This is a genomic window from Chryseobacterium sp. Marseille-Q8038, assembly GCF_965111995.1.
Window position 1 is genome coordinate 2,384,885 of sequence record NZ_CBCOPN010000001.1, and the last position, 20,509, is coordinate 2,405,393.

General features: G+C 37.0%; 14 protein-coding genes. 6 read left to right on the forward strand and 8 right to left on the reverse strand.

The features are described 5' to 3' along the window. Window positions 1–49 precede the first annotated feature (49 nt). From ACWPWS_RS11050 to ACWPWS_RS11065, 4 genes are all read right to left on the reverse strand, one after another. A complete protein-coding gene (locus ACWPWS_RS11050; protein WP_454046518.1) occupies window positions 50–2,146 on the reverse strand; it encodes a M13-type metalloendopeptidase in 2,097 nt (698 codons plus the stop codon). Window positions 2,147–2,560: 414 nt separating this feature from the next. Continuing rightward, window positions 2,561–4,618 (reverse strand): M13 family metallopeptidase, encoded by a 2,058-nt coding sequence (locus ACWPWS_RS11055; RefSeq protein ID WP_105683875.1) that lies wholly within the window; start codon window positions 4,616–4,618, stop codon window positions 2,561–2,563. A 230-nt stretch (window positions 4,619–4,848) separates the two neighbouring features. Continuing rightward, complete coding sequence (locus ACWPWS_RS11060) at window positions 4,849–8,247, reverse strand: polysaccharide deacetylase family protein (RefSeq protein ID WP_454046519.1); 3,399 nt, start codon at window positions 8,245–8,247, stop codon at window positions 4,849–4,851. Window positions 8,248–8,335: 88 nt separating this feature from the next. After that, window positions 8,336–9,586, reverse strand: coding sequence for a CinA family nicotinamide mononucleotide deamidase-related protein (locus tag ACWPWS_RS11065; protein WP_454046520.1), 1,251 nt, complete (start codon window positions 9,584–9,586; stop codon window positions 8,336–8,338). 114 nt (window positions 9,587–9,700) lie between these two features. Here ACWPWS_RS11065 and ACWPWS_RS11070 point away from each other — a divergent pair, with 114 nt between their 5' ends. Continuing rightward, window positions 9,701–10,174, forward strand: a complete 474-nt coding sequence (locus tag ACWPWS_RS11070) for a DUF7832 domain-containing protein (RefSeq protein WP_454046521.1) — start codon at window positions 9,701–9,703, stop codon at window positions 10,172–10,174. A gap of 64 nt (window positions 10,175–10,238) precedes the next feature. Here ACWPWS_RS11070 and ACWPWS_RS11075 read toward each other — a convergent pair whose 3' ends face one another. The 3 genes from ACWPWS_RS11075 to ACWPWS_RS11085 form a co-directional block, all read right to left on the reverse strand. Next, a complete protein-coding gene (locus tag ACWPWS_RS11075) occupies window positions 10,239–10,778 on the reverse strand; it encodes a lipocalin family protein (protein ID WP_454046522.1) in 540 nt (179 codons plus the stop codon). 75 nt (window positions 10,779–10,853) lie between these two features. Continuing rightward, complete coding sequence (locus ACWPWS_RS11080) at window positions 10,854–11,588, reverse strand: LytR/AlgR family response regulator transcription factor (RefSeq protein ID WP_454046523.1); 735 nt, start codon at window positions 11,586–11,588, stop codon at window positions 10,854–10,856. Between the two features lie 159 nt (window positions 11,589–11,747). Then, window positions 11,748–13,541 carry a tetratricopeptide repeat-containing sensor histidine kinase gene (locus ACWPWS_RS11085; RefSeq protein ID WP_454046524.1) on the reverse strand — a complete coding sequence of 598 codons (1,794 nt, stop codon included), beginning with the start codon at window positions 13,539–13,541 and terminating at the stop codon, window positions 11,748–11,750. Window positions 13,542–13,675: 134 nt separating this feature from the next. Between ACWPWS_RS11085 and ACWPWS_RS11090 the strand changes: the two genes are divergently transcribed. The 4 genes from ACWPWS_RS11090 (at window position 13,676) to ACWPWS_RS11105 (ending at window position 18,425) form a co-directional block, all read left to right on the forward strand. Further along, window positions 13,676–14,593, forward strand: a complete 918-nt coding sequence (locus tag ACWPWS_RS11090; RefSeq protein WP_454046525.1) for an SIMPL domain-containing protein — start codon at window positions 13,676–13,678, stop codon at window positions 14,591–14,593. A gap of 112 nt (window positions 14,594–14,705) precedes the next feature. Then, entirely contained in the window at window positions 14,706–15,380 is a 675-nt protein-coding gene (locus tag ACWPWS_RS11095) for an SIMPL domain-containing protein (protein ID WP_454046526.1), read from the forward strand. A 234-nt stretch (window positions 15,381–15,614) separates the two neighbouring features. Next, a complete protein-coding gene (locus ACWPWS_RS11100; protein WP_454046527.1) occupies window positions 15,615–17,216 on the forward strand; it encodes a DUF4139 domain-containing protein in 1,602 nt (533 codons plus the stop codon). 18 nt (window positions 17,217–17,234) lie between these two features. Next, complete coding sequence (locus ACWPWS_RS11105; protein ID WP_454046528.1) at window positions 17,235–18,425, forward strand: VWA domain-containing protein; 1,191 nt, start codon at window positions 17,235–17,237, stop codon at window positions 18,423–18,425. A gap of 364 nt (window positions 18,426–18,789) precedes the next feature. On the opposite strand, the gene ACWPWS_RS11110 is transcribed toward ACWPWS_RS11105, so the two are convergent. Next, complete coding sequence (locus ACWPWS_RS11110; protein WP_454046529.1) at window positions 18,790–19,995, reverse strand: NAD(P)/FAD-dependent oxidoreductase; 1,206 nt, start codon at window positions 19,993–19,995, stop codon at window positions 18,790–18,792. 115 nt (window positions 19,996–20,110) lie between these two features. Between ACWPWS_RS11110 and ACWPWS_RS11115 the strand changes: the two genes are divergently transcribed. Beyond that, a complete protein-coding gene (locus ACWPWS_RS11115) occupies window positions 20,111–20,491 on the forward strand; it encodes a SpoIIAA family protein (RefSeq protein WP_047377160.1) in 381 nt (126 codons plus the stop codon). The last annotated feature ends 18 nt before the right edge of the window (window positions 20,492–20,509 follow it).

A 20,509-nucleotide genomic window follows, 5' to 3' on the forward strand; every position in this document is an offset into this window, starting at 1 on the left:
ACTTAATGGGAGACGGATTCTTTCTTTTCTAACAATTTATAAGGTAAAATTACCAGATTTTTATTCTGTCCTGAGGAGCTTTATACATTTTGTCTCCAGGTTTGATATCAAATGCTTTGATGAATGAATCCTGATTTACCAGTGGTCCAAAGGCTCTGAACATGCCCGGAGAGTGCGGATCTGTTTTCACCTGATTGATCATATACTGATCGGTAGCTTTTGTTCTCCACACAGTTGCCCAGCTCATAAAGAATCTCTGATCCTGAGTGAACCCGCTGATTTTTCCTGGATTTCCTTTATCTTTTAAATACATCTGCAGCGCATCGTAAGCCACCGCTACTCCACCTAAGTCACCGATGTTTTCACCACTTGTAAACTTACCGTTCACGAAGCTTCCTTTTACAGGTTCGTAAGCACTGTACTGAGCGGCTAACTGACCTACTTTTGCGTCAAAGTTTTTACGGTCAGCATCTGTCCACCAGTTATTAAGGTTACCATCACCATCGAAACGTGAACCACTGTCATCAAATCCGTGAGAAATTTCGTGGCCGATAACGGCTCCGATCCCTCCGAAGTTCACCGCTGCATCCGCTAAAGGATTATAGAAAGGTGGCTGAAGAATGGCTGCAGGGAATACAATTTCGTTGTTTGATCCGCTGTAATAAGCATTTACAGTTTGAGGAGACATTCCCCATTCTGTTTTATCAACAGGCTTTCCTACTTTGTCCAGACTTCTCTGATACTGCCATGCTGCTACATTCTGAAGGTTAGAATACAGGGTTGCTCCCTGTTTTGGAGATTCTACTTTCAGTTGAGTATAATCTTTCCATTTATCCGGGTACGCAATTTTCACGGTAAACTTGGATAGTTTTTCCTGAGCTTTTACTTTGGTCTCAGGAGACATCCAGTCTATATTCGCGATGTGTGTTTTGAATGATTTTAAAAGGTAATCAATATAGGTTTCCATCTGCTTTTTAGCTTCAGGAGTAAAGTATTTGTCTACATACAGCTTTCCGAATGCTTCTCCAAGAACACCATTGACAAGGGTAAGCCCTCTTTTGTTCATTGGACGTTGCTCTTTCTGACCCTGTAGATATTTAGCATAGAAATCGAATCTGATCTGCTCCAGGCTATCATCCAGATTACTTGCATTGCCATTGATGATGTGATATTTCAGATAATCTTTCAGTAAAGGAAGGTTTTTCTGGGTAATAAACTGATCCATATTCTGGTAGTATTTCAGTTCACCGATGATCACTCGGTCTGTATTTACGCCTGCATCTTTCAGGTATTTTGCAAGATCTACATTTTTAACAAGACCGGATAATTCTGATACATTTTTAGGATTGTATCTTAAATTAGCATCTCTGTTTTGCTCAAGAGTCAATAAATAATTGGCTAGCTGTTTTTCAAAGTCTACCACATTCTGTGCAGCCTGTGGAGAGTTTTTATATCCTAAAACTCCAAATAGCTTTCCTACATATGCCTGGTATTCCGCCAATGTTTTCGTGTTGGCTTCATTTACTTTCTGGTAGTAATCTCTTCCCAATCCCAGATCCGGGCCGCCAAGATATACTGCATTCATATTGGAATTCTTCATATCAGCACCCACTCTCCATCCGTAGAAAGAGTTGTCTCCTAATCTTGTAGCTTCCAAAAGGTATTTCTGAAGGTCATTAAGACTTTTAATAGCATCTACTTTGGCAAGATCAGCTTTAATCGGTGCCAGACCTTCTGCATTTCTCTTATTGGTATCCATAAAAGAAGCATACAGATTCTGGATCTTCTGTCCTTCTGAACCTGCAGGATATGATTCTGTAAGAATTTTGTTTAATATATCTAGTGAAGCATCATCCACATTTTCTCTCAAAGCATTGAAAGAACCCCAGTTTGCTTTATCGGAAGGAATCTGAGTCGTTTTCACCCAATTTCCGTTCACATAGCTAAAAAAGTCATCCTGTGGGCGGACACTTGTATCCATATACGATAAATTAATCCCCTCCTCTTTAGCTTCTTCTTTTACCGGTTCAGCCACTACAGCGGTAGCTTCTTTTTTGTTCTCCGTCCCTGCAGTCTTGGCTGCACCACACGAATTAAGAAATACAATACCTGAAAGGGCAAGTATTCCAATATTTAGCTTTTTCATTAAAAATAATTTTTGATTTTACACAAACTTATCAAATATACAAACTTTAATGATATGTTATGAGTAGTATTTATATGTTAATGGATATTTTAGGTTAAAATTTTAAAGTCTTGAGTTTAAGGTTTAAGGTTCATAGTTTAAGGTTTGAGGTTTTTGGGTGTGTTTTGGAATGTGGGTGGAAAGTGAGATTGTTATAGACCACCCCGTCAAAAATTCTTTGAATTTTTGACACCCCTCCAGAGGATGGGAATGATGGAAGCCTCTACGACAAATATATATCATCCGATTCCCTAATCCCCTAATCCCTAATCCCTAATCCCTAAACCCTAATCCTTAATCCTATTCACCTGCTACCTATTATCTACCACCTGCCACCTAAAAAAATAACCGCCCATTGCTGAGCGGTTGTTATTTTTACCAGATTTTGATTCTTTCTTCCGGCGTTTTGTATAGTTTGTCTCCTTTTTTCACATCGAATGCTTTGTAGAATGCATCAACGTTGATTAGCGGACCGAAACTTCTGAAATATCCCGGAGAGTGCGGGTCAGTTTTCACCTGATTTACCATATATTTCTCACTTGATAATGTTCTCCAAACCGTTGCCCAGCTTAGGAAGAATCTCTGATCCTGAGAGAATCCGCTGATTTTCCCTGGGTTTCCTTTGTCTTTCAGATACATCTGAAGAGCGTCATAAGCGATGTTTACCCCTCCTAAGTCAGCGATATTTTCTCCATTTGTGAAAGTACCGTTTACAAAAGTTCCTTTTACCGGCTCGTATTTGTCATACTGAGAAGCAAGAGCTTTAGTTGCTTTTTCGAAGTTGGCTTTATCTGCCGGAGTCCACCAGTCTACCAAGTTACCGTCTGCATCGAACTGTGCTCCTGAATCATCAAATCCGTGGCTCATTTCGTGACCGATAACAGCACCGATACCTCCGAAGTTTACAGCAGCATCAGCTTTAGGATTGAAGAATGGCGGCTGAAGGATTGCAGCTGGGAATACAATCTCGTTGTTTACAGGATTGTAATATGCATTTACAGTCTGTGGAGTCATTCCCCATTCTGTTTTATCAACCGGCTTACCAATTTTAGCTAAGTCTTTGTTGTATTGCCATTCACCGATGTTCTGAAGATTCTGATATAGATTTCCTCCTTTAGCTTCAGAAACGATATTTAATTTTGAATAATCTTTCCATTTGTCCGGATAAGCAACTTTTACCGTAAACTTGTTCAGCTTCTGCATTGCTTTTTCCTTAGTTGTAGAAGACATCCAAGCTAAATTATTGATATGAACTGCGAAACTTTTCTTTAAATAGTCGATCAATTCTACCATCTGAGCTTTTGCTTCAGCAGGGAAATATTTTTCAACATATAGCTTTCCGAAAGCTTCTCCTAAAGTACCATTAATCAACTCAAAACCTCTTTTGTTAAGAGCTCTTTGTTCTTGTTGACCTCTAAGATATTTACCATAGAAAGCAAATTTCATGTTTCCTAAGTTTTCACTTAAATAAGAAGCACTTCCGTGGATCATATGGAATTTAAGATAATCTTTGATTACAGAAAGATTCTGAGCATTGATTAGTTTATCAAAGTCTTTATAGTATCCTAATTCACTGATGATTACTTTGTCAGAATTTACTCCTACTTTTTTAAGGTAGCCAGGGATATCTACTCCTTTTACCAAAGTAGAAAGCTCAGCCATTGTTTTAGGGTTGTACTGAAGAGTGTTGTCACGGCTCTGCTCGTTTGTCAGATAAGTATTCGCGATGCTTTTTTCAAAATTAACGATACCTTTTGCTGCTTCATCAGCATTTTTATATCCTAATTCTTTTAACATGGAAGCTACATACTTCTGGTATTCAGCAATAGCTTCTGTATTTTTCTCGTTTACTTTCTGGTAGTAATCTCTTCCTAAACCTAAAGAAGCATTTCCTAAATAAACAGCGTTCATTTTAGAATCTTTAAGGTCTGCATCAATTCCCCATCCGTATAAAGTGTTTTCTCCTTCTTTCGTTACAGAAATCAGATAATTCTGAAGGTCAGCCATGCTTTTAATTGCATCAATTTTATTCAGATTATTCTGAATAGGCTTAATTCCGTCAGCATTTCTCTTCTCCATATTCATATAAGTAGCATACAAATCCTGAATCTTTTTCCCTTCACTTCCGTCAGCAAATTTATCTTTCAAAAGAGAGTTCAGGATCGTCATGGAATTGTTATCCGTATCCTCAGCCAGTTTATTGAAGCTTCCCCAAGTTGGTTTATCAGATGGAATTTTGGCTGTTTTCATCCAGGTTCCACTCACATAGTTGTAAAAATCATCCTGAGGACGCACCGAAGTGTCCATCAAGCTAAGGTCTAAACCTTTATCTGTGTTATTCACTGCTACTTTAGCAGCTTTAGCTTGTGCGCTCATCGTAGTCTGAGTGCAGATCCCTGCTATTAAAAACAAAGAAAGCGTTATTTTTTTCATTATGATAACAATTTTTAGAATATGTATGATTTATTTCGAATTTGTTACTTTTCAATAAAACAAATTTAAATAAATAACATGAAAATCTTTAAGTGGGAAGTTGGGAGCAGGAAGCTGGAAGTTATGAACGTCATAAAACAACCTCCAGCTACATGATCACATTTTTTTTGATCCAACCTTTACTTTTACTGGAAAAATCAGACAATAGAAGGCAGAAGTTTCCCAACTTTTTAAGAAGTTGCTATCTCTTTCACATTTCCAGTCCTTTTCAGGAATCCCCAGGACTGCATTTCGCCTTTCAGTGCTTTTCTTAAACTTTTGAATAATACAATATACATCAGCCATCTATACCCGAATCTCTGCGGAATAATATACAGGAGGTTAATCAGTTTTTCCCGCTGCACAATGAATGCCACTAAAGCTAATGAGGCATCCACTAAAAGAAAGATCAGATAATAGGTAAATATTTTGTCTCCGTTTCCGGACAGAATTCCAAAGAACATGATCACGTCTGCCATTGGCGAGAAAAACGGAATAATGTATTGGAATAATAAAATATTCGGCATTGCCCAAAGTCCCAATCCTTTATATTTGGGGTTAAGGAAAGTTTGTCTCTGTTTCCAGAACATCTGCATAATTCCATAGATCCAGCGAAAACGCTGTTTCAAAAACTGCTTTACGGTTTCAGGAGCTTCAGTAACTGCAACGGCTCTGTTTTCATTGGCCACCGTGTATCCCGCTTTTAATATTTTCACAGTAATATCACAGTCTTCCGCTAAAGTATCAGATGAATAACCTCCTGCTTCAATAATCACCGATCTTTTAAAGGCTCCGATAGCCCCTGGAATTACGGTAATAGCATTGATATGAGCATACGCAAGCCTGTCGAAATTCTGACTTGTAGTATATTCTATGGCCTGCCATTTGGTGAGCCAGTTTACTCTGTTTCCTACTTTCACATTTCCAGCAACAGCAGCTATTTTCTCTTCAGGATTTGAATTCAAAAATCTTGCGATCATGTATTTTACAGCATCCTGCTGAAGTTTGGTATCTGCATCAATGCACACCACATATTCTGCATCAGTTTCTGAAATTCCAAAGTTTAAAGCGGTTGCTTTTCCGCCATTACTTTTGGTGAAAATTTTCAGGTTCGGGTGATTCGGGAATGCTTCTACTGCTTTTTCATATGTAGAATCTTTGCTTCCGTCATCTACCATGATGATATTAAAATTCGGATAAGTCTGTTTCAACAAATTCTGAAGGGAAGAAACAATATTTACTTCTTCATTATAGGCAGGCACAATAATGGAGACTTTCGGATAGGATTCCAGAACCGGAAATCCGCCCAGTTTTTTTTCTTTTCTTCTTTCTTTAAAAGCCCAATAGGCCATCAGCAGCAGTCTGATCATTCCCAATACAATAAAAATGGTAAACAAAGCCACCAGAAAATGGCTTATTCCATAGATAACGGTCGCTAACACAAGGTTCAGCTGCATGATGTAATACGACTTTGTTTTAGGAACTGCCGGCATCAGTTCGCTTCTGCTTTTATGCAAGATATTCGTCAGGTTGGTAAAATGATAACCTTGTTTCTGAAGTGTTGGGATCAGAATTTTCAAAGCTTTCACCGTCTCTGCTCTCGTATCTCCACCCGCATCATGAAGAAGAATGATATTTCCTCTCTCATGTTTGACTCCTGCCATTACACGTTTTACAATTTCATCTGCTTTTATTCCGGGCTGCCAGTCTTCAGGATCAATATTTTCACCGATATCAAGATAGTTTTGCTGTCTTGCCAAAGCCACCGGAATAATCTCTTCTGAAGTGGTAGGCTCAGAGTCCGCGTTATAGGGAGCTCTGAACAGAATTGTACTGTGCCCTGTCACGCATTCTATCAGTAATCTTGTTAGTTTCAGTTCCAGTAAAGCTCTTTCCGGACTTACTTTCGCAACATTCTCGTGGGTAAATGTGTGGTTTCCGATCTCGTGTCCTTCTCTGTAAATTCTTTTAACGAGTGGAAGGTTCTTTTCTGCATTTAATCCTACTAAAAAGAATGCTGCCGGAACATGATATTTGGACAGGATATCCAATACCTGCGGAGTATATGTTTCATCCGGACCATCATCAAAAGTAAGAACAAGTTCTTTCTGAGGAGCACTTCCATATTTTTTCACTTCGTAAGAGCTGGGATATGTGACATAATTTTCGTCTGTGATAATTTTCTCTTTCGGATCAATTTCAAGCGCTATTTTTCCGTCATGAGGAGTATTCAGAACATCCAGCACTTCTCCGTCTCCGATGTAATCCACCATGGTTTGCCCTTTTACATTTTCGAGTGTTTTCAAATTCAGTTTGGAAAGTCCTGCAAACGTAAGATCTTTATCATAAAAATTCCATACTCTGCTGTCTTCACTTCCCAGTCTCCAGAGTGCCGTTCCTGCCAATGGATATTCTGAGGAGAAACGCATTGTATTAAAAATGGAGGCTGCATCATTGAAAAATACGGTATGGGTGAGATTTTTAGAATCTGTGTAAGAATAATTTAAATTAAAAGTATTGTCATTAAAATCAATTAACGCTTTACTGGCGCTGGCTTTGGTAATGGCCTGCATGTAGGTAACGGAGGTATTGTCATCTTTATTGGAACTCCAGTCGTAGCCATACGCTCCTAATCCCAGAATGATTTTCTGAGGAGAGGTCTGCTTCACAATTTTTCCTGTCTGTTCTTCGATCCATTTCTGTGAAGAAACCGGCCCGGCATCACTTCCTGCAGAATATTCATCGTAAGCCATCAGCACAAAGTAATCTACATAAGGATCTAATCTTGGGATGTTATAATCATCATTATCCGTCATGATATCCATGGTAACCAATAACTGATTTTTTTTGAAGGTCTCTGACAGTTCTTTCATAAAGGCAATCAGATTTTCATCAGAGTTCAGGTTCATATCCTCAAAGTCAATATTAATTCCTTTGAAATGATATTTTTGACATTGCTGAGTAATCTTTTGAATCAGATGGGTTCTTTTCTGCGGATCATTAAGAACTTTTACCAGTCCTTCTGAATGGAATTCCTGATTGGAATTGTTGCTCAGCATCGGCATGGCAGCAACTCCCGTTCTTTTGATCACTTTATAGCCTTCCGGATCTACATTTGTTTTCAGATCTCCTGTTTTAGGATCAAGGAAAAACCATTCCGGAAAAACCAGATTGACGTGTCTGATATTTCGTTTCAGAGACATCAGAGACTGAGGATCCCATGCGACATAGAATGCAGACCGGATTCCACCTGGAAACTGAGCCCAGTTTCTGTTCTGATTTTTATATCTTTCTGCTCTCGCTTTCTGAATTTTGTCGAGGTTGGTATGGATTGTTTTTTCAGAAATAAAGCTTCTGAAACCTTTATATTCTTTGGATATTTTATTCTCCTGAAGATAGGGTTTATTGGCTGTAATGACAGCTTTATAGTCTTCTTTAAAAGGGATTTTAGGACTTCTGTCCAGGGTCATCATCAGACCCAACGCAAGCAGAAGCAGTATTCCTATAAAGATAAAAACACGGCTTCCCCATTGTACACTTTTCCAGCGTTTCTTGCTGTTGGTCTGAAAAATCTGTTTGGAATTTTCCACGATTTTGAAATTTATTGAATGGCTTTCAAAAAGTGTGAAAAACTGTATAAAAATTAATTAAAAAAAAATTAAAAAAACAGACTCCTATTTAACTGTTTATTAGAAGACTTACCAAATCCTGAATCACCTTTTGGGAGACAAAATCCATAAAATCTACTCTTTCCAGATGTGGCATATATAATTTGGAGGTCACCTCCTGATCATTGATCCTGATGGTATAAAAAACAGTTCCTATACCTTTACCATCTTCTCCTTTTCCTGGCCCTGCGACTCCAGTGGTAGAAAGGGAAATATGGGTTTCAAACAATTGCTGGCATCCTTTTGCCATTTCCTGTGCCACCTGCTCACTCACTACAGTAAACTGATCTACGGTGTCTCTGGAAACATTTAAAATTTTAATCTTTTTCTCTGTAGCATAAGCCACCATTCCACCAAGGAAGTATTTTGAGCTGCCGGAAACTGAAGTGATCATTTTTGCCAGCTCACCTCCTGTACAGCTTTCTGCAGTAGAAATCGTCAGATTCCTTTCAGTAAGCATTTCTGCCAGAATATTCTCAATTTTATCTTCAGATACTGCAATGACATGACCTTCTACCAAAGGCAGCAATTTTTGAATTTCTTCTTCCGTTCTATGCTTCAGCTGTTCTTCATTCTCACCGGAAGCCGTCAGACGAAGCTTCACCCGTGTTCCAACCGGAAGATAAGACAGTGCAATATTTTCCGGAAGTGCCAGTTCCCAGTCTTCGATCTTATCTGCAAGAATACTCTCAGGAATTCCCACTACAGAAACAATTCTGGTATGAATGTAATGAAGGCTGAATCTTTGCTGCAAATAAGGAATAACCTGATCTTTAATAAGCGGTTTTACTTCGTAATGAACCCCCGGAAGGCTGTAACACAATTTTCCGTTCTGCTCCATCATCATACAGGGTGCAGTTCCATAATGGTTTTGAAAAACAATAGATTTTGTAGGTACAAAAGCCTGTTCTCTGTTTCTCTCCAGAATATCTGCCCGCCCTCTTCTTTCCATGTAACTTTTAAGATGATTGAAAGTTACCTCATCCAAAGCAATTTCATCATTAAAATACTCTGCCAGCGCCTTTTTGGTTTTATCATCTCTGGTAGGCCCGAGCCCTCCAGTTGTAATAACTAAATCACCGGTTTCAAAAGCAATACTCAATGCATTTTTAATGGTTTCAATTTCGTCTGAGATGGTAAGAATCTGAGTAACTTTTATTCCTATGTTTTTAAGTTCGGCAGCAATAAAGTTAGAATTGGTATCTACCGTATTTCCAGAAAGGATTTCGTCACCAATGGTGATCAGGACAGCTTTTTCCATATGTTTTTTTGTTGAAAAAAATTCTCTGCAAATGACGGGAAATTCTGTGGCTGCGGCAATATAAATTGATTTTTTCTATTTTTGATGAAAATATTTAAAACTACAATACAAATTATGTCTAAATATGATGATGCTTCATGGCATTATGGCGGTGATTTTCCGGAAGGACTTCCTCAGAAAAACGGGGCAACACACACAGGAATGTTCCTGAACTGGTGCATTCACAACCATATGATTTCTGATGAACTGAAAGAAGACCATGAAGAAGAAATTGAAAAATTAAAACGAAGAGAAATTACGGGTGCGGAATTCATTATGGATTCCTGTGACGGAAAATTTTCTGAATATGATCTGAATGAACTGGGAAATCTTTTTGCAAAAGATTATTATGCGGATGAAACCGATTTTGGAAACAGACACAGTTCGTTTGCTGATGATTATGTGAACATTTTCGATGCCAAAGCAGAGGAAAGTGACTATGAATACGAAACCTTCTATCACATCGAGGATACCTACGAAAACTATGATCTGATGAAGCAGGTTATCGATCATCGTTTTGAAGAATGGAAGGAGTATATTAAAAGCTAATATCTACAAGATAAAAGTATGAAAGGGCAAAATTGTATGATTTTGCTCTTTTGTATTTTTATTATTAATTATGTTTCACCCAGATGAGTTCATTGGTATTATATCCAATTTTTCTTGCTTTCTGAAGAAAACGCTGACGGATACTTTCCGGAATATTGGTAGTACGGGAAAGAATCCATAGATATTTTAAACTGCTGCCAGCTACCAGCGCATATTGATAGTCTTCATCAATATCTATAACGTTATAACCGGCCCAGATCGGCTTAAAAAATGAAACTTTCAGACGGGCTTCTGTAGGATCTTTTACAAATTTAGCTTCCCCGATAGATTCATTCCATACTTTTTTAACGTAATCGTACCCTTTATTTCTGACCTGAACAGTACCATCCGGATTCAACGAATATTCTGCAGTGACATTATCCATATTTTTTTCGAACCTGTAATCAAAACGGGCAATCTCATACCATCTGCCAAGGTATTTTTTAAGATCAAAATTCTTTACGGCAGAAGCACCTCTGGGAATTCTTACTGAATAGGAATTGAAAATGATAAGACCCAATGCTCCCAACGAAACGGGAAGGATAATTTTATGAATGGTTTTCATGACAGTAAGATTTTGTATGGTTATTTAGGAAAACGTCAAAAATAATGCCTTACACCTGTTAAGGAACAATAAATTCTATGAAAAAACTTTCAGAAAATTATCTTTAAAGCTTCCGGAGACTTCAATTTCCGTATCGTCAGACAACATTACGGTTCCACTTTTATGATAAGATTTTACAAACCCTGTATTGATAATATGGGAACGGTGAACCCTCACGAACGGATTTTCCAGAAGGTCATCGAAATGTTTCAAAAAGCGGCACACCATTTTTTTGGAGCCGTCGGTAAGATAAACCTGTGTAAAGTTTCCATCTGCCTGAAGCCTTACAATATCTTCGGTTTTTACCACATCAAATCCTTGTAAAGTGGGCAGGATCAACTGCTGCTTTTCAGGTTTTAATTTCAGATTTTCAAGGAGAATCTTGTTTCTGTTAAGTTCTTCTTTTTTCTCAAGGCTTTCCACCACTTTATTGACCGCCAGAATGAGTTCCTGAATATCAATAGGTTTTAAAATATAATAACTTGCCGATTTATTTAAAGCCTGCAAAGAATATTGTGAAAATGCCGTAATGAAAATGGTTTCATAGGATAGATCTCTGGTTGCTTCCAGAACGTCAAAAGCATTTCCAAAAGGCATTTCTACGTCCAGAAAGACCAATTGAGGCTGTTTCTCAGTGATTAAAGGCACGGCTTCTTTAATATTCTCCGCTTCACCAAGAATTTCCACCTGCGGGCAGTATTTGGTAAGATAACTTCTCAGAACTTCTCTTGCTATGATTTCATCATCTACAATGACAGCTTTTATTTTCATTTGAATAGATATTAGGTGGCAGCTACTAGGTTGCTGGTGCAAATTAGGAATATTTAGCCAACTTTACAATCTCCTCAAAGAAACGTATAGCGTTATATTCCTTTTTATGTTATCCTAAATCGTCATCAATTTATAAAGAAGATCTAGCCTGAATTCAGATCAGATCAAATTGATCTGGAGCGTTACCAAAACTCCGGTATTATTTTCTTTATCCTTTACAGAGCAGGTAATATCTTTCTTATACAGATCGTTCAGAAGCTGGATTCTTTCCAGTGTATTTTTCATTCCTCTGCCCTCTCTTGTCTTTTGATGCTGGGTTTTCTGCTTTTTACTTTCTTCAATTCCTATTCCGTTGTCTTCGATAATAATTTTAAGGTGTGATTCACTTTTATCAAAGCTTAGTTTTAAAAATCCTTTTACGGATCTGTAGCGGAGTCCATGCCAGACTGCATTTTCCAGAAACGGCTGTATAAGCATTCCCGGAACTTGCAGGTTTTGCATATTCAGGCTTTCATCTACATCAATTTCATAATCGAACTTATCTGCAAAACGTGTTTTTTCTAAAGCAAGATAATTTTGAAGAAGATCAAGCTCCTGCTGGAAAGGAATAAAATCTTCGGCTGAGTTTTCCATCACCCCGCGCATCAGCTTTGAAAATTTAGTCAGATACTGATTGGCTTCCAGTTCATTATTGGTGGCTATAAAGTGATTAACGCTATTTAAACTGTTAAAAATAAAATGCGGGTTCATCTCTCTGCGTAATGATTGAAGGGCAATTTTTTTATTTTTCGTCTGAACCTTTTTCAATGTTCTGAAAATAAAAATCATCAATCCCGTCAGTAGAATCAAAGCACCAATCAGACTGTAATTGAACACATTTTTCTTTCTGATAAGCTCATCTTTCAGCTCTTTTTCTTTTTCCAGCTGGGATATTCTCTGTTCGGTATCTTCCAGAATTTTATTATCAACCAGACTTCTGTCTTTGGAAACAAGATTCGGGAGTTTTCCTAAAAAGTCTCTGTATAACTGAACGGAGGCATCCACATTTCCTGAAATCGCATAAAGGCTGTCCAGCTTTTTTACGCTTTTCTGTGCTTCCAGGGTATGACCTTTATCTAAGGCAATTCCATAGGCATTTTTCAAAAGACCTACGGCTTCTTTCGGATCATTCTTCTTAATATAGATATCTGCCAGTTCCTGAATCTGATTGACTTTTTCCTGCGAATTGTCCTTCACAAAATCTTCTTTCAGTACTTTCTTTTTAGCTTCAATAGCTTTATCATAATTTTTGTTCTCAACATAGAGATCTGCTAATTTCTGATTGATCGCCAATGCCTGTTGAGGAGCTTCTTTTTTGGAAATTTTATAGGCGGTATTCAGGTTTTCTTCTGCGCTGGAAACATCTTTCTGTTTAAGATTAACATCAGCCAGTTGACTGTAGCTTTCTGCAAGATCGCCCTGTTCGTTTTCTTTTTTACTCAGATTGATATTATTCTGGATCGCTTCCGCCTTAACTTCGGGCGTTGGAGAAGAAAGTCTTGCAACATCATTAGTATTTACAGCTTTACTTTTTTCACTGTACCCCATTTGTGCCGCTCTGCCATAGTTGCTGATAGCAGGCGTTATTTTGTTCTGTTTTTCCTGTGACTGGGCTAATCTGCGGGTTGCTTTTTCAATATTGGGTTTGTCGTTAAGTTTTTCATACAGATTTTTAGCTTTGGTGTAATACTCTTCACTCTTCGGAAAATTCCCGTTATTAAAAAATGTTTCACCAATATTATAATATGAATCAGCCTGGGCAGGTTCATTTTTAGTATCAATTGCTTTTTTCAGCCTCTTCGTTTCTACCTGCACTTCTTCCACAGCAGCACTGCTGTTATTCGTGGTTTGGGAATGTATTGTATTTCCCCAAAGCGCCAGTAAAAAGAAGGTAAAGAGTTTAAGCATTTTCATAAAACAAAGATATACATATATATAGTCTGCTCAAAAACTATTCACCAAGTGAAGCTTGCCTTTCACCAAGTTGAGTCATTGACAATGTGACTGTAAGGCTAAGTTTGGGGCAAAATAATTCAAATTTAAAAATCATGAAAAAACAAACAGTAGCATTTTTTCTCATCATGACTTCTTTTTTAAGCTTGTCAAAAGCGCAGGTGGGAGGAAACCAAATTTACAGAGACAAAAATAATTATGATTATTCCGCTCCAAAAAACCTCAATGAATTCAACAATGCCAATAGTTATTTCACGAATGATTCCACGCTTGTTGTTAATGTAAAAGTATTGATGAATAAGACTGCAGACCGCTATAAACTTACTCTGGGGTTGAATGAAGAAGCTGCAACGCCTAAAATTGCCATCGAAAATATCAACAGGAGAATCAATGGTTTTATAAAAAGAATATCATCAATAGGCATCAAAAACGATGATATTTTTGTGGATTTTATCTCACAGACAAAAATCTATGATTATGACATTAATAAAGACACTCAGGTAACCATTCAGAAAATGGACGGGTTCGAAACCAAGAAGAATATCATTATTACCGTAAACAAGTATTCAATGATAGAAAAGCTGATCTCTGAAGCTTCAGATTTCCAGATTTATGATGTTATTAAAGTGGATTATATCAGCAATGATATTGATAAAATCCAGGAAGACCTTCTCAAAGAGGCTTATGCTGTTTTTGACAAAAAGAAGGATAATTATTTCAGGCTCTTTAAAAAAGAAACTATTGGAAGCCCTACAGCAACTTCAGGTTTTACTTATACTTTCCCAAAAAATCAATATCAGAATTATGCAGCCTTTGAAAGCGCCAATGTCACCTATGGATATGACACCAGATATATCAAAAAGGAGGAGCGAAAATCAAAGACCTTTTACTATGACGGAACAGATTATACCGGCTTTGATAAAGTCATCAACAACTCCGATCCTGAAGTAGGCATACAATATATTATGAACCTCAGCGTAAAGTATGATCTGAAGAAAAATAAAGAGAAGTAATTCATTTCTCAAGCCTCACCAAGTGAAAGCTCCATTTCACCAAGTCTCCCGAATTCCGGTTTCTGATCTGCCTAATTTTACATCAGAATTAAAAATTTAAAAACAGGAAATTATGAAATTGAAACATTTTTTATTAATCGGAATTTTAACTCTTGGAAGCTTTGTAAATGCTCAGGAAGTAAAGAAAAATGCAATTGAAGTAACGGGTGTTGCCGAAATGGAAGTAGAACCGGATGAAATTATTTTTAGTATCGGAATAAAAGCAGATAACAAAAATGATCTGGCAGATAATGAAAAGAAGTTATTTGAAATTTTAAAAAATGCAGGCGTAAAGAACGAGGATATCAAGTTCAAATCAATGTACCAGAATATCTATTCTAAAACAGCCAAGTTTACTAAAAGTTATCAGTTCAAAGCCAGCACAAAATCAAGTCTGAGTAAAATTTTTGAAGATCTGAACCAAAAATGGGTAAGCAGCCTGAACATTGCTGAGGTAAAGAGTACTAAAATTGCAGATTTCAGAAAAGCCGTAAAGATCAATGCTTTGAAGGCCGCTAAAGAAAAGGCAGATTACTTGTTGGAAAGTATGGGCAAAAAGACAGGAAATGCTCTTGAAATTGTAGAAATAGAAGATTATACCAGCGATATGATCATGCCTGCTGCTTACAAAGGAAGAATGAGCAATGTACAGATGGAAATGGCGGATGCTCCGGTAGATTATTCTTTTGATAATATTGAAAACATCAAGCTGAAATACAGCATCAAAACAAAATACGAAATTCTTTAAAATAATAAGTTCAAAATAAGGCTGCCCAAAGGGTAGCTTTTTTTGTTTTTTGTCGTTTCGAAAGGAATCTAATTTATTGTAAAAGAGATTTTTCCTTCGTCAGAATGACAATTTTGAGACCTCTATTTTTTCTCCTATAAAAACTCACCAAGTCAAAAGGCTGCTTCACCAAGTTCACCAATTTTCAGTCTTAAATAGGGATAATTTTACTTCAGGAATTCAAAATAATAAACAATGAAACGTTATTTTTTACTATTAATCATATTTTCAGTTGCCTTTATCAAAGCACAGGAAATAAAGAAAGAAATTGAAGTAAAACAGGCCACTGTATTTCTTCAGGGAGCAAAAGTTTTCGGAAGTACCAATGTAAGTCTTCAGAAAGGTAGAAATACCATAAGAATTGTCAATCTTCCCAATAATCTGGATGAGAATACCTATAAAATCAATCTTGAAAAAAATACGACACTGCTTTCCATTACTCCTCAAAGCAATTTTTTGAAAAATGATGAATTGTCAGATAATGAAAAAAAACTTGAAACAGAGACAAAAAAGCTTCAAAGACAGGTAAGCCTTCTGAATATTCAGATCAAAAATCTGACGGGTGAGCAGCATATCATTAATGATAATTTAAAAATTTCTACCAATGATAAATCTACTCCACAAGAACAGCTTATTAAACTTACTGAGTTTTACAGAAAGAGAATGCTGGAAATTGATAACCAGGTATTCCTTCTGAATGAGCAGAAAACGGTTCTGGATGAAAGTATCGCAAAGCTCAGCAATCAGTCTGCTGAAGAGCAAACCCATAAAAATACCAATCGTAAAGAGCTTCTTCTTGAAATTCTTGCGGATAACGAAACCAGTCTGAATCTTGGGGTAAGCTATATTGTTTCTGATGCCGGATGGATTCCTTCTTATGATTTGCGTGCTGAATCTGTAAAGAAACCTCTGGAAATGGTTTATAAAGGTAAAATTTATCAGAAAACAGGACAGGACTGGAAAAATGTAAAGTTGTTTGTCTCTACGTACAGACCGTCATACAATCAGGACAGACCTATTCTGTCGCCACTTTATGTAGCAGAATATACTCCTTACAATTCTCAGATGGAAATTGCAGGTTATAAATCTAAAAAAGAAATTTCAGCAGCCAATGCTTATCAGATGAGAGAAGATATTGCTGCAAAACCAAGCCAGATTCCTGTAGCTACAGTTTCTGACAGCCAGATGAATGTGATCTATGAATTGAATTACAATCAAACCATTGTAAGCCAGGAAAAAGAACAATATGTGATCCTTGATAAAAAACAGGTTGATGCCACTTACAAATACCACACAGTTCCAAAACTTAACAACCAGGTATTCCTGATGGCTTTTGTGAAGAACTGGCAGAACCTCAACCTCATCAATGGAGAAGCGAATATCTATTTTGAAGATAACTATATCGGAAAAACCAATATTACCAGCAATTATGTAAAAGATGAGTTCCCGATTTCTCTTGGAGTAGATGAAAGAATTACAGTAAAAAGAATCAAGCTTGGAGACAAGACCTCTCAAAAGGCTATGAACACAAACAAATGGGAAACAGAATCTTATCAAATCAGCATCAGAAATAATACGAAAGAAAATATTGAACTGGAAGTTCTTGATCAGCTTCCGATCAGCGAAAACTCTAAGATTCTGGTTAAAACATTAGACCTTGGCGGTGGAAGCCTTGATGATAAAACGGGAAGTATCCTGTGGAATAGAAACATAGGTTCAGGCAATTCAGAGAAGATTACCTTCTCCTATGAAGTGAAGTATCCTAAAGATATGCAGATCCAGTATTACAGCAGATAACCCATAATAAATAATGATATGACAACTTTAAAAATCTTAGCACTTGCAGCGGGTACAGCTTTTTTAAGCTCTGGTACTATTCCGGACAACCTCTCTATACAAAGTAATGGTAATCTTAATTTACCGATGCAAAAAGTTACAGTGATTCCGGCTCACTCAACCTTAAAGGATAATAAAATTCAGGTCGCTCTTTTACTGGATACTTCCAATAGTATGGACGGGCTGATTGATCAGGCAAAATCCAGACTGTGGAATATTGTGAATACTTTGACCACTTTAAAATACAATGGAAAAGCACCCCAGATTGAAATTGCCCTGTATGAATATGGCAACGACGGAATCCGTGATGAAAATTATATCCGCCAGGTTGCTCCTCTTACTCAGGATCTGGATCTTATTTCCGAAAAACTATTCGCCTTAAGAACCAATGGCGGCAGTGAATATTGTGGAGCTGTTATTCGTGATGCCTCTGCCAACCTGAACTGGGACAGTAATGATAAAAGTATGAAACTGATTTATATTGCAGGGAATGAAGCATTCAATCAGGGAAAAATAAATTATAAAGATGTTGTTTCAAAAGCGAAGGATAAAAATATTTATACCAACACCATTTTCTGTGGAAGCCGGGAGGAAGGAATTCAGACGTTCTGGCAAAACGGAGCGTCTTTAGGAGGTGGAAAATACTTCAATATCGACAGTGACAGGAAAGTAATCTATATTGAAACACCTTACGACATCAAAATTTCCGAATGCAATGCGAAGCTGAACGACACTTACATCTATTATGGAAACCATGGTTCGGAATACAGGCTTAAGCAGATCACACAGGATAAAAACGCAGAATCGCAGTCAGCATCCAACTTAGTGGAAAGGGCTGTTGCCAAATCTAAAAAGAATGCTTACAAAAATGACCATTGGGATCTGGTGGATAAAGCTGAAAAGGATGCCGGATTTATTGCCCATGTAAAAGAAAGTGAACTTCCTGCTGAGCTGAAGGGAAAAAGCAAGGAAGAAATTCAAAAAACGATTACGGCAAAGTCTGCCGCCCGCGATAAAATCCAGAAAGAAATAGAGGAACTATCCAAAAAACGCCAGACCTATATTGACGGAGAGATGAAGAAAAGAGGCAATGATGATTCTGATGATCTGGGAAAAGCCATTGAAAGTTCTATTGTTGAACTGGCTAAAAAGAACGGGTATAGTTTGTAGTTTAAAAGCGGGTTTTACCCGCTTTTTTATGTTATTAAATACGTGTAAACCACCCCGTCAAAAATTCTTTGAATTTTCGCCACCCCTCCAGAGGATGGGAATTAAGCATGTGCAATGGGAGTATTTGTTGGAGTATCTATTTATTACATTTTTTCAAGTAATTTAACCAGAATTCCTACGGAATGACACAATTCGAATAACGGTTTATCCGGGTCGTTTGTCATTCCGTAGGAATCTAAACAATTTTTATTATAGTTTGAAAATCATAGATTTTTTAGCTTTTATGCGCTTCATATGCACAAAGTTTTCAACTTGAATGAACAAAGACTCTAAAAACTTTGTGACTTTTGTGGTAAAAATACAATCACCTTCCAAATTTAAAATACCTTGACAACGGATGTTTTTTATTTTTCATAAACAAGGAAGCCATCTTCATTCCTGTTACTGAAAAAGTAATTCCGTTTCCTCCAAACCCAAGGACAAAATAAGAGTTTTTAAATTTTTGATGTTCTCCGATATAAGGCAGACCATCTTTAGTCTCTCCAAAAGTTCCGGCCCAGACAAAATCTGTATAAAAAGGGTAATCCGGTTTTATTTTCTTCAGGTTTTTAAGAATCTCTTTTTCTTTTTGATGAAGGATCGCGTCACGTTTTTCTGCAGCATAAAAATCTTCATCTCCTCCTCCGATAAGAAGCCTTCCATCATCAGTCGTTCTCATGTACAGGTAAGGATCATCAGTATTCCAGACCAATGTACTGCTGATATTTTTAAATTTGTCTTTGTCTATTTCAGAAACAATGGCATAGGTACTTTTCAGATTCACAAAGTTTTCTTTCAGCAAGTTTTTACTTTCGTAGCCAATACAGTAAATGATCTTTTTTGCTTTAATATTGAATCCACTGTTTACAGTAACCAAATTAAAACCTTTATGCTCCTCCACTTTTACCATTTCGGTCTTATCAAATATTTTCAACCCTTTTTTTACATTATGGATGAACAGCTCATGGGCAAACTGAAAAGCGTCAATACTTGCTCCCTGCCTGGATAAAATACCGCCATAGGTATTTTTAAATTCAAATTTTTTAAAAATCTCTTCTGCTTCCAGCCACTTCACACCAAATCCGTTTTGTTTTCTTGCTTCATATTCTTTCTTCAACCATTCGGCATCTTTCTTTTTCGAAGCAAAATACAGTGATTTCTTTCGTTTAAAACCGGCCTTGGATTTAGTTGTTTTTGAAAGCCTTTCTATTGTATCAATAGCATTACTGCAGGCTGCATAGCTCAGAACAGCGCCTTTTTTGCCTATTTTTTCTATCAGTTCATAAAGAGGAACATCTATTTCGTACTGGAGCATTGAAGTGGTGGCAGAAGTACTTCCGTTACAAAGTTCTCTTTTATCAATAAGGATTGTATTATATCCGTCTTCTACCATCTGATGGGCAATCAGGCTTCCTGTAATGCCACCTCCTACAATGAGAACATCACATTCTTTGTTTGATTTTAAAGAAGGATAAGAAGCTAACAGTCCGTTTTTTAGAAGCCAGAAAGGCTCATTCGATTTGAGATCCATATTAATATTTTACACTGAAAGTAACAATATTTATACCTTTTTTAACAATTTTCCACCAAATTATGGTGTAATTATTGTTATTCTTTTAAACTCAAACCACCATAAAATATTTATTATGATAACAATTATTCCAGAAGCCCCGGAAAATGTTGCAGCATTTAATGCAACGGGAGAAGTAACGAAAGAGGATTTTGAAAGACTGGTAATTCCGCGCGTAAAAGAGAAGGTAGAGCAATTCGGTGAGTTGAATTACTTATTGTATTTGGATACCGATCTGGATAATTTTACCATGGGAGCATGGCTTGAAGATCTGTTGTTAGGATTGAAAAATCTTACCAACTGGAACCGGTCAGCTATTGTTACAGATAAGGAAGGAATACGTGATTTTACCAGTATCTTCAGTGTTCTGATGCCGGGAGAGTTTAAATCTTTCCCCAAAGAAAATTTATACAATGCCCTCTATTGGTGCAAAAATGGAGATGAAGTAGAGGCATAAAACTCATTTTATACAGAA